Below are 10,431 nucleotides of genomic sequence, written 5' to 3'. Positions count from 1 at the left end.
GTCGGGCCGGGTGAGCGTGACGGTGACGGTCCGGGTTAGCGTGACGGTGACGGTCCGGGTGAGCGTGACGGTGACGGTCCGGGTGAGCGTGACGGTGACGGTCCGGGTGAGCGTGACGGTGACGGGCCGGCCGGTGCGCAGGCGGCAGCGGTGCGCGGCGTCCTCGGCAGCGCGGTGGTGTAACCCTGGGCGCTGGGCCGAGGTTGCGGGCACAGCGCGCGACGGCGTCCCGCTGCTTCTGGCGGGTGCCGAGGCGGTACTCGGCGTCCGTGGCTCCGCACGGCGGGGCGATCGAGAGGAGGCGGCCCACTCGCACGCGACGGCGGCCGAAGCCCTCCGCAAGGCCGGACCCCTGGAGACCGCACGCCGCCATGCCCGTCTCACGCTGGAACACTTCGAGGCGGTCGGCACCCCCGCCAGCCTCAGCTACGGCTACCGCCTCATCGCCAAGATCGAATGGGCGCTGGGAAACCACGCGCACGCACGACGGCTGATGCACCAGGGACACGAACTGCGCCACGGCCTCGACGCCGAGGAAGGACCGTCGGCCAAGGCCATCGCCCATCCGTCCTCCCGCGCGGTCCGCCTGGGCCACCACCTGGGCAACCGGGAGCTTCCGCGCTCCACGGACCAGGGCATGTCCGGGCGGTCGTGAGCGGTCAGGCGCACGGGCGGGCAAGTCGGGCGCACCAGTCCCCTGCGGGAACGTGCCATCCCGGGTAGGTGGGTTGAACTGGCCGCCGGGTCACCTCTCCGGACCTGACGGGCCCTCAGCGGCAGTGGTACGCAGTCCATTTGCCCGGTGCCGACGTCGCCGAGCGCGTAGCCTGCTGCGCAGCGCGAGCGAGCAGGTTCGCCGCGCGCACGATCCGTCCCGTATCAGGAGTACTCCGCCATGCACATACCCAGACCCTCACGCTTACGGCGCGCCAGAGCCGCTGTCGTCGGAGCGGCCCTGGCGGCCGCCCTCACGCTCGCGGGCTGCCAGGACAGCACCTCCGGCGCGGCCTCGGCGCCGCCGTCGCTCACGGCGAGCGCCACCCCGAGGGCCGGCTCCCCTGCCACGTCTTCCCCGACCGCCCCGGCCACGACTCCCGCCGCCTCCCCCAGCCATACGCCTGCCCCGAGCCGGACGAGCGCGAAGCCGCACACCCCGGCTCCCGCGCCGACGAAGTCGCGCACCCCGAAGCCCCCGGCGCCGGGCAGCCACCCGAGTACGAAGGCCACCGCCTCCGCTCACTCCGGCAGCTGCGAGATCGTCTCCAACGCGGGCAACTGCTACAACGCCGGCCAGTTCTGCCGCAAAGCCGATCTCGGCCGTTCCACGCATGCCGCGAACGGGCGAATGATCTACTGCCGGACCGTGAGCGGCCGCCCTCATTGGCAGTACTGACCGTCTCGTCCGCGCCCGTCGGCGCGGCGCGGCGGGTCTCGTGATCGGTTCGGCCCGCTGCGGACGGTCCCCGGATCAGCCGAGTCCGAGTCCGGGCGTGCTCATGGTCTGCTCGGCCATGCGCTGCTCGCCGAGCGCGTTGGGGTGGACGGGAACGACGTTCTGCCCGAACAGGAGCGGTTCGATCCAGCGGGTCCCGGTGGGGGCGCACGCGTCGTGACCCTCGGACGCCCGGGAGAAGTCCACGTAGGTGGCTCCGGTCTCATTGGCGGCGCGTTGGACGACGGCGTTGAGGTGCGCCTGTATGCCGCGTACGTACGGGACGTCGCCGGAGGCGATGGGCAGCTTCACGAAGCAGGACGGGTCGGCGGTGGCCGGGGTGATCCAGGGGTAGCCCAGCACCGCCACGCGGGCGTGGGGCGCCTTGGCGCGGACGGCGCGCAGTGCGCTCTTGAGCGCGGGATACGTGTTCGCGTCGATCTGGTCGTCGAAGGCGGTGCCGTTCCGGTCCTTGCAGGGGCTGCCCTGACCACCACTGAAGACGCCCGCGGTGCCGCAGGTCAGGATGGCGTTGATGAAGGTGTTGTTGTCGTTGCCGCCGATGGTCAGCGTCACGAGTTCGGTGTCGGCGGTTACGGAGTCCAACTGGGGTGCGGTGCCCGGGTACTGGGATGCGGAGAAGTCCTTGGTCTGTGCGGCGCCGCAGGTCACGTCCGTGAGGTGGGCGCCGGTGCGGGAGGCGATGACGTGGGGGTAGTTCGCGGTGGACCGCAGGCACAGCAGATTGGTGGGGTCCACGGGCAGGACGCCGGATCCCGCGCTGTAACTGTCGCCGAGGGCCACGTAGTTCAGGGCCGGAGCAGAGGCTGTGGCCGCATCCTGGGCCGGGGACTGGGCGGCGTGCGCGGTGGTGGCGCCGACGAGTCCGAGAGCCAGCGCACCGGCCGCGACTGACGCAGACATGACATATCGAGCGGACATGGGCACGATTGCTCTCTCTTCCCGGGGAACGGCGCGCGCCGGACCGGCGCGACGAAGGAGCGGCTCGAACAACGAATGACGGCAGCGGGCCGACGGTGCGCGCGCCGACGACCGCGGAGGACCGATGCGGGATTACCGCCCGGTTCTACCCATAGGTAATGTGAGGTGCCGCCAGGGCCGCGTCAATATTGGTGACCGGATTTATTTGAAATCCTCACGACCATGACAGCGGCGATGACTTGAGCAGCACCTCCCGGGCGTCGCCGCGCACCCCCGTCACCCAGTCGGCTGGGCCCGTACGGTCGAGGCCGACCGCCGCGCCACATACCCTGGCCGGCTCCGGTGCTGCGGAGCTGCGGAGCTGCGGAGCTGATCGTCAGGCTGGACGAGGATCAGGCTCGGGGGAAGGTCCTGGAGTGGGAACTTCCCAACCACCTCCGGCGCAAAGCCCGCCTCCTCTTCGTCGCCGGCCGACGCGACGAGGCGGCCCAGGCACTGGCGGAGGCGGTCAGCCAGAGAACGTGCAGCCCCGAGTACGACTACGCATGGGAGGCCCTCACCTACGACCTCGATCTTGCCCATCGGGAGCTCAACGGCGCCCCCGCGCTCACCCTGGTGAGAAACACCGTCCAGCGCCTGCTCACACACGACAGGCGGCCCGCCGGCTCAAGTCGGGCCCAGGAGGTGATCCGGGCCCTGGAAAGCATCGGCGCCCACAAGGAGGCCGCCCACCTCAGACGGCTTTCGGGCGCCTGAAGCGTCCACCCGGGCGCGGCCCTCGCTGCCGAGCAGGTCGTCAGAGCGGGTCGATGCGGGCCTTGAGCAGGCAGAACTCGTTGCCTTCGGGATCGGCGAGGATGTGCCAGGACTCCGCCCCGGTCTGACCGATGTCGACGCGTTCGGCCCCGGCGGCCAGGAGGCGTTCGAGCTCGGCGTCCTGATCGCGGTCGGTGGCGTTGACGTCGATGTGCAGCCGGAGCTTCCCGTTCTTCGGCTCGTCGCTTCGGCTGAGGACAAGCGTCGGCTGCGGGCCGCCGAACCCTTCGCGCGGTCCGATCTCGATGTCGCCCTCGTTGCGATCCAGCACGATGAAGTCCAGGACCTCGCACCAGAACCGCGCCAGCACCTCGGGGTCGCGGCAATCGAGCACGAGCTCACTGATACGGCTTGCCATTGACGAAACCTACTCTCAGCGTGGGAACTGCCGGGTGGCCGCGCGCGGATCTGATGGGCTCCCGCAGGGAGAACACTCCCGCGACCGTACCGGGCGAGGCGAGCAGTGGCGGGATTATTTCAGGGCCCTCGCCCGGAGAGCCGGTTCGCGCGGCACGGCCCGGGCACTCCGTAGAGCCCCATAAGGCGCACCGTATGTTGCCGGGAGCCGCGCTGGGTGTTGAGGTCGGGACCATGGGCAGTGACGGCGACGCCGCCGACGGGCGCATGCGCAGAGTGACCGGGGAGAAGGTGTTCGCCAGCGACTTCCGGCCGGTGGACATGGCCGCCATGGGCTGGCCCACGGACTGCCGGCACGCCCTGCTGCTGCGCAGCCGACACGTCGACCGGCTCTTCACGGGTGTGGATTTCGCACGGCTGCCGGTCGAGCTGCGGCCCGACGTGGTCGTGACAGCCGAGGACCTCCCGCAGCCCCCGTACAGCAACCGTGTCTCCGCCGACAATGTGCAGGCGCTCCTGCCGGCGGGTGAGAAGGCCGACTACCTCGGTCAGCCGGTGGCCATCGTGGTCTACGGCGACTTCGTACGGTTCCGCCGCGCGGCGCAGGAGCTGCGCGAAGGCGCTGCTCCAGTGACGTACGGACCCGCCACCGGCGTCCTCCCGCCCACGGAGGAGCAGCTGATCACGCAGGATCTGGAGGCATGGACGCAGCGGAGCTTCACCGGCACGCCGCGCCAGGCGCACTACCTGCTGGACGCCACCGTTCCCAACGGCTACTCCCACTGGAACCGGGGGCGTGTCACCTACGACGCCACACAGAGCACGTTCGTCAGGAACGGGCAGCCCGACACCGACGCGGAACACCTGTTCTCGGCGATCGAAGGCGACATGGCCCAGCCCGGCGCGCTCGGGGCCGTCACCACGACGTTCACCCAGCAGACCGACCCGGCGTTCTTGGAGCCGGAGGCAGGACTGGCCTGGCTGGACCACTCCTCCGGCACCCTGCATCTGGTCCTGGGTACGCAGTCGCCGCACGGCGACGTGCCGGACATCCAGACGCTGCTCGGCCGCGCGGCCCATCCGAGCGTACGGTCCGTACGGCTGTGGTCGAAGGACTGCGGCGGTGGGTTCGGTGGCCGGGACAAGTCGCCGTTCCCGTACTACCTGGCGCTCGCCGCGGTGTTCGCGCCCGGCCCCGTCCGGCTGGCGTACGACCGGCGCGAGCAGTTCCAGGGCGGCTTGAAGCGACACGCCTCCGGCGTCCGCAGCTGGCTCCGGGCGGATCCCGACGGGCGGATCCGGGCGATGCGGTCGTTCATCGTGCTGCACGGGGGTGTCGAGGCAAACCTCAACGGGCCGGTGCTGGGGCTCGCGGCCCTGCACGCCACCGGCCCCTACCGGGTGCCGCAGGCCTCGGTGCACGCCATCGTGGTGGAGCGGGCGATCCCCGCCGTCGGTTCCATGCGCGGCTTCGGCATCCCGCAGGTGGCGTTCAACCTGGAGACCGCGCTCGACCGGTTCGCCGTACGGGGTCTCGGCATGGATCCACTCGACTTCCGCCTGGCGAACGTGGTCCACTCCGCCACCGACGGACCGACCGACGCCACTGACGCGGACACGGACCTCGCGGGGACTCCGCTGCGGTTCCACGTCGGCGCCGCCGCGGTCTGCGCGGCGGCTCGGGACCACACGCTGTGGCAGCAACGCGACGAGGCCCGTGACCGGGTCGCCGGGCGCGGAGACGGCACGCTGTACGGGGTCGGCTTCGCCTGTTGCATGGAGGCGTACGGAACCAGCCAGGACAGTGTCTACACGGCCGTGCAGGTGGCCGGGGACGGCCAGGTCGCGGTGTGGGGCCAGAGCGTGGAGATGGGACAGGGCTCCCGCGCCGCTCTGGAGCAGGCCGCCCACGACGTGCTGGGGGTACCGGCAGTGGCCCGGCTCGGTGTGGTGGGGCCCTTCGAACGCTTCGCCCAGCGGCTCAAGGAGCGCGGACTGCACGACCAGGTCAAGATCTCGCTGTCCCACGGAGCGAGCAGCGCGTCGAAGACGGCGTTCTTCCATGTGCACGTGGTCCGCGAGGCCTGCCGCGCACTCCTTCGGCTGCGCCTGCTCCCCGCAGCACGCACGCTGCTGAACGAGCCCACGCTGAGCGACGCCGACCTGCTGGCTGCTTGGCACGATGGTGCCGTGCGGCTGCCGGGCCGCCCCGCGGTGCCGCTGGCCGCACTCGCGCACGAGCTGGTGCGTACAGGAAGCCAGACATGCGTCATGGCGCACGGCTACTTCTGCAACGGCTGGTCACAGGCGACGTTCCAGGTCGACGGGATGCCTCACGAGGCGTCCGTCGACGCGCTGGCGCTCGTCCGCTCGCCGGACGACGACCCTGTGCCCCTCACCCCGGTCGGCCCGCTCAAGGCCCCGGTCGCGCGTGGACCGGGCGGGGACGTCGTACCGCGGTCGCTGTACGCGGCGGCCGGTCACTTGATCGGCGTGGAGATCGTGCCGGGGCACGGGGCGATCCGTGTCGTGGACGCGGTGACGTTCCTGGACGCGGGCGACCCGCTGCTGCCGGCCGCGCTGGAGGGCCAGGTGGCAGGCGGGCTCGCCATGGGGATCTCCCACACACTGCACGAGGAACTGCCCCCGGAGACGGGTGCCGGTCCCTACGTCAACTTCGACCGCTACCGGCTGGCACGCTACGCCGACATCACCGGAATCCGACGCGAGACGATCCTCGTTCCCCTGCCGACCGCGGGTGTGCTCGGCACCGGCAGTCCAAGCCTGCGGCACAAGGGGATCGGGGAAGCAACCATGACGACTGTCGCACCCGCCGTGGCCAACGCCGTCGCGCATGCCCTCGGGCACGGCGACGACCGCTGCTGGCCCTCCCGTACCCCGATCCGCCTGGCGGACCTGCCCCTCCCCGACAACGGGCGGTCGTGATGCAAGAGCCGAACACCGATCTGGACCTCACCGTCAACGGCGTCCGCCACCACGGCCGTTCCGTGCCCGGCGATATGTCCCTCGTCCACTTCCTGCACGAGGACCTGAGCCTGACCGGCACGAAAATCGGCTGCTCCATCGGGGAATGCCGCGCGTGCACCGTCGCGGTCCGCACCCGCCCCCAAGCCCCGGTGGTGACACGTCAGGCGTGCATGACCAGCATGCGCCACGTACAGGGGTGGGACGTCACCACCGTCGAAGGCCTGGCGGCTGACGGCGCACTCCACCCCGTACAGCAGGCGTTCCTGGAGCGTGAGGCGTTCCAGTGCGGATACTGCGCGGCCGGGTTCGCGGTCGCCAGCAGCGTCGTCGTCGACCACGCCGGCAGCAACCGCGAATCGGGCGAAGCGGATCAGCAGTTGGAGGAGACCGTCGACACGGTCCTCGGCTCGCATGTGTGCCGCTGCACGGACTACGAGCGCTACCGGGCGGCCGTACTGGCCACCGCGCAGAGCGCGCCCCCGGCCCCCGCCCCGCCGGAGCGCGAACTCAACCCGGCCGCCACACCAACCCTTCCGGAGACCGGGGCAACCGCCCCCAGGGCCATGCCCCGGCTGAGCAGGACACCTGCGCTGTCCGCGGCGGACACCGAACGGCTCGGATACACCCCCGTGTTCGACGATCCGACGCTGGAACTGATCCGGCTGCTGCGCGACGGTGCGGAGATCGAGCACTCATTGCTCGTCCAGTACCTGTACGCCGCCTTCTCGATCAGAGTGCCGCGTTTCGCCGACCTCGCCGGCTGGCCCAGCCACCGCTACGGAGGCCGGCCGCTGCACCTGATGGGCGTCGCCATCGAGGAGATGACCCACCTCGACATCGTCAACTCGCTGCTCGTCGCACTCGGTGCGGCCCCGCACCTCGGCCGCCAGCAGTTCCCGTACGAACAGGACATCTATCCGTTCGACTTCGTGCTGGAACCACTGAGCCTGCACAGCCTGGCCAAGTACGTATACGTCGAGGCATCGCCCAGCGCGGTCGACCCCGCCCAGCAGCACACACCCGAGGACCGTGCCTTCGTCGACCGCCTGTACGAGGTGCTCGGCTCGACAGCACCTGCGGCCCCGCGCCCCAACCAGGTCGGCAGCCTCTACCGCAAGGTCACACGGGTACTCGAACTGCTACAGGAGCGGGAGCCGGACCGGCTCGACTACACCTCCTGGTTCGCCCGCCTGGAGCTGTTGCGAGAAGAAGGGGAGAGCGAACACTTCACCCTCTTCCGTTCCATGTTCGAGGGCACTCATCCCGCACTGAAGGACTGCACTGACGTATGGAATCCGGCCGGCCCGGACCACCCGGTGGTCCCCCTCAGCCACACGAGCGGGCTGCCCGCGTCCGGCGACCCCGTCCCCGACGAAACGGTGCCGGCACTGCGCCACCTCGCGAACCTCCACTACTGGGCGGTATGCATGCTGCTGGACGCGTCCTACCGGCAGGGCATGCTCTTCCACAGCGCCGCACGCCGCCATATGACGGGCCCGCTGCGCAGTCTGGGCACCGCACTGGCCCACCGCACCGAGGGCCTCCCCTTCGACGCCTTCGTCGCCGGATACGCCCCCGGACTGGACGACGCGCAGAACCTGCGTCTGGCCCACAGCATGGTGCAACAGATCACGATCGACCAGCAGCGCTACGCCCGCCACCTGCCGTACGACTACCCGGCCAACTGCGCCCTGGAGACGCTCTGGGAGCTGTCGCTGGTGCCTGGGGGGCGGTGAAACACGGTCTTCCCGCGCCGAGACGTCCTGTCGCGAGGAGAGACGGAGGCCATGGCCCGGGCCCCGTCCTCTGCACCGACCCCAACCCCACCCGCAGCACGGCGCACCTCTCGCCCTCGGGGCGGGGGGTGCTCATCGTCATGCCGCCTCGTACTGGTGAGGCCGGCCCCCGCGCCATTCGATCATCGCCGAGTCCCCCGCCACCATGTCCTCGGCCGTCGTCTCATCGAGGCCCGACTGCCGCAGGAACTCCACAAGATCTCGGTCGTTGTGCGCGAGGCCGATGATCTGCCCGCGCACGGTGACACGGCGACCGCCGGTGCCACGCGGCCGGTGCACGACTATCAGTGCCCCATCCATCTCTCCAGCGTGCTCCGTGCCGGCCACTCCAGCACACCGAGCGCGGTGTCCGGAGGCGACAAGCCCCGGGCGCGTTTTTCGACTACACGTTCGAGTTCGGGCGGCCCGCCACACGTCCTGCGCCGGGGCCTCCGTAAGGTGGACGCGATGAACGAAGACGCGCAGGTCCTGGCCCTGCTGCACACTCTGGACCAGCTGTCGGGACCAGACCACCTGGAGTTTCCCGACGGCTTCGACCATCCGCTGGCCAAGGCGCAGGCGACCCAGCTGAAGGACCGGCTGACCAAAGACTTCGGGCACGCCTGCGGACTCGACGACGAGATCCAGGACGCCAGCTACTACTTCAAGATCGCTATACCGGCGGAGGCGACCGAGGCCGGGGTCCCTCTGGGACTGCGGTTGAGCAACTTCGGCAACCTTGCGGTGGTGACCACTCCGGGACCCGACAGCCACGACGACCTGGACCACGCCGTTCGGGAGGGCGCGCTAGCCGTTGCGGACCGCGGCCGGATCGAGGCCGCCCTCTGCGATTTCGGCTACACGCCGGTGCCCCCACGGCTGCTCCACCGGCCCTACGACGGCGTGACGTGGCTCGCCGGCGAAGGTTCCTTCTACGCCGGCTACGGCCCGCATCAAGGGCGCGCAACTTGGTGGACCCGCTACTTCGAGTATCTGTGACGACCGGTAGAACCCGCAGCACTCTCACTGGGCACACCAACGCCGATACCGCCGCCCGCTACAAGTGCTTCCTCAACCTTGACACCCAGTCAGGTTCACATCGCGCCCTCTCACTTGTCGGCCTGCTCCAGGCCGATCTCATGGAGGAGCCGGTCGTCAGCGCAGAACTGGAACCTCGTAGCAACGGATGAAGCCCGCGTTCCAAGGCCGGTGTACTCAGGGCTTGCTCGGTCCCACTGACCTGGGAGTTCCGGTCCGGCGCACCCGTGCGGCGTACCGCCGAAGACCGCAGCGCGCAAGGCCGCTTGGCGGGCTACCCGCGCAAGGGCGGGGTCCGGTTCGAGGGGCGGGGTCCGGTTCGAGGGGCGGGGTCCGGTCGAGGGCGGGGTCCGGTCCTGGGCGGGGTCCAGTCGAGGGGCGGGTACGTCCTCAATGCCCCGCTTGGCCGTCGCCCCCAGGAATCCCCGCACCCGCCGGTCGGCGGAGCGGTTGCCCGTCGAGCCGGCCACCATGCCGATGACGCGACAGCACAGGCGGCACAGGCGGCACACGCGATGGTCGCGGAGCATCTGGAGGCGGCTGCTGTAAGACCATGGTGACTGCTGCAAATAAGGAACCTGTCGGAAGGTGAATGTCATGGCGACCCTGCGGATCTCTGTTTCCACCGACTCTGACGAGGGGGTGGCCCGTCAACTCGTGGCGGAGCTGTGCCGCCGCGGGTACGAGGTGATCCCTCATGGCGTACTGGCAACAAAAGAGACGGCCGACTGGGCGTTCTGCACGGAGGCTGCCGCGCGGGACGTGGCAGAGGGGCGTGCCGATCAGGCGGTGGTGTGCTGCTGGACCGGTACCGGCGCGAGCATCGCGGCCAACAAAGTCCCTGGCGTGCGGGCGGCGCTGTGCACGGATGCCTACACAGCCAGTGGTGCCCGCCGCTGGAACGACGCGAACGTCCTGGCCCTGGGCCTGCGACTGACCTCCGCAGCCACACTCGGAGAGATCCTGGACGCGTGGTTCGACACCAGTCCGAGCCAGGACCAGACCGACCAGCAGAACATCCGGCATCTGGAGCGCCTTGACCAGGCGTGACGGGACAGCGCTCACCCAATCGTTGGCCGAGCC

The 10,431-nt window shown here is 70.3% G+C and carries 10 protein-coding genes; 6 read left to right on the top strand and 4 right to left on the bottom strand.

Features of this window, described 5'->3' with window-relative positions; translation table 11 throughout:
- Positions 1-655, top strand: a 655-nt coding sequence (locus tag ACFWA7_RS06315; protein ID WP_385821333.1) for a hypothetical protein, incomplete at its 5' end; no start/stop codon positions are given.
- Positions 656-879: 224 nt separating this feature from the next.
- Here ACFWA7_RS06315 and ACFWA7_RS06310 read toward each other — a convergent pair.
- Entirely contained in the window at positions 880-1,227 is a 348-nt protein-coding gene (locus ACFWA7_RS06310) for a hypothetical protein (protein ID WP_385537496.1), read from the bottom strand.
- 241 nt (positions 1,228-1,468) lie between these two features.
- Positions 1,469-2,356: an SGNH/GDSL hydrolase family protein gene (locus tag ACFWA7_RS06305; protein ID WP_385821331.1), complete on the bottom strand. Its 888-nt coding sequence runs from the start codon at positions 2,354-2,356 to the stop codon at positions 1,469-1,471.
- Between the two features lie 360 nt (positions 2,357-2,716).
- Here ACFWA7_RS06305 and ACFWA7_RS06300 point away from each other — a divergent pair, with 360 nt between their 5' ends.
- On the top strand, positions 2,717-3,130 hold the full coding sequence (locus ACFWA7_RS06300; protein WP_385821329.1) for a hypothetical protein: 414 nt from the start codon (positions 2,717-2,719) through the stop codon (positions 3,128-3,130).
- A gap of 40 nt (positions 3,131-3,170) precedes the next feature.
- Here the strand turns inward: ACFWA7_RS06300 and ACFWA7_RS06295 are convergent, their stop codons facing one another.
- Complete coding sequence (locus ACFWA7_RS06295; RefSeq protein WP_385537502.1) at positions 3,171-3,548, bottom strand: VOC family protein; 378 nt, start codon at positions 3,546-3,548, stop codon at positions 3,171-3,173.
- Between the two features lie 233 nt (positions 3,549-3,781).
- Between ACFWA7_RS06295 and ACFWA7_RS06290 the strand changes: the two genes are divergently transcribed.
- A complete protein-coding gene (locus tag ACFWA7_RS06290) occupies positions 3,782-6,493 on the top strand; it encodes a xanthine dehydrogenase family protein molybdopterin-binding subunit (RefSeq protein ID WP_385821327.1) in 2,712 nt (903 codons plus the stop codon).
- Positions 6,493-8,271, top strand: a complete 1,779-nt coding sequence (locus ACFWA7_RS06285) for a ferritin-like domain-containing protein (protein WP_385821325.1) — start codon at positions 6,493-6,495, stop codon at positions 8,269-8,271. Before ACFWA7_RS06290 ends, ACFWA7_RS06285 begins: the two co-directional genes overlap by 1 nt.
- A gap of 138 nt (positions 8,272-8,409) precedes the next feature.
- Here ACFWA7_RS06285 and ACFWA7_RS06280 read toward each other — a convergent pair whose 3' ends face one another.
- A complete protein-coding gene (locus ACFWA7_RS06280; RefSeq protein ID WP_385821323.1) occupies positions 8,410-8,631 on the bottom strand; it encodes a hypothetical protein in 222 nt (73 codons plus the stop codon).
- A 147-nt stretch (positions 8,632-8,778) separates the two neighbouring features.
- Here ACFWA7_RS06280 and ACFWA7_RS06275 point away from each other — a divergent pair, with 147 nt between their 5' ends.
- Both ACFWA7_RS06275 and ACFWA7_RS06270 read left to right on the top strand, forming a co-directional pair.
- Positions 8,779-9,309, top strand: coding sequence for a hypothetical protein (locus tag ACFWA7_RS06275; RefSeq protein ID WP_385821321.1), 531 nt, complete (start codon positions 8,779-8,781; stop codon positions 9,307-9,309).
- A 645-nt stretch (positions 9,310-9,954) separates the two neighbouring features.
- Entirely contained in the window at positions 9,955-10,398 is a 444-nt protein-coding gene (locus ACFWA7_RS06270) for an RpiB/LacA/LacB family sugar-phosphate isomerase (protein ID WP_385537529.1), read from the top strand.
- Positions 10,399-10,431: the final 33 nt, after the last annotated feature.

Origin of the sequence: Streptomyces sp. NPDC059994 (assembly GCF_042737755.1) — a bacterium.
Classification (GTDB): Bacteria; Actinomycetota; Actinomycetes; order Streptomycetales; family Streptomycetaceae; genus Streptomyces.
Note: the sequence above shows the minus strand (reverse complement) of the source record. Positions and strands in the feature narration are given on the sequence as shown.

Bases quoted from the DNA above. Each gene is read 5' to 3' on its own strand.
- ACFWA7_RS06305 (WP_385821331.1), bottom strand. From the start codon at position 2,356: ATGTCTGCGTCAGTCGCGGCCGGTGCGCTGGCTCTCGGACTCGTCGGC.
- ACFWA7_RS06295 (WP_385537502.1), bottom strand. From the start codon at position 3,548: ATGGCAAGCCGTATCAGTGAGCTCGTGCTCGATTGCCGCGACCCCGAG.
- ACFWA7_RS06290 (WP_385821327.1), top strand. From the start codon at position 3,782: ATGGGCAGTGACGGCGACGCCGCCGACGGGCGCATGCGCAGAGTGACC.
- ACFWA7_RS06285 (WP_385821325.1), top strand. From the start codon at position 6,493: ATGCAAGAGCCGAACACCGATCTGGACCTCACCGTCAACGGCGTCCGC.
- ACFWA7_RS06280 (WP_385821323.1), bottom strand. From the start codon at position 8,631: ATGGATGGGGCACTGATAGTCGTGCACCGGCCGCGTGGCACCGGCGGT.
- ACFWA7_RS06275 (WP_385821321.1), top strand. From the start codon at position 8,779: ATGAACGAAGACGCGCAGGTCCTGGCCCTGCTGCACACTCTGGACCAG.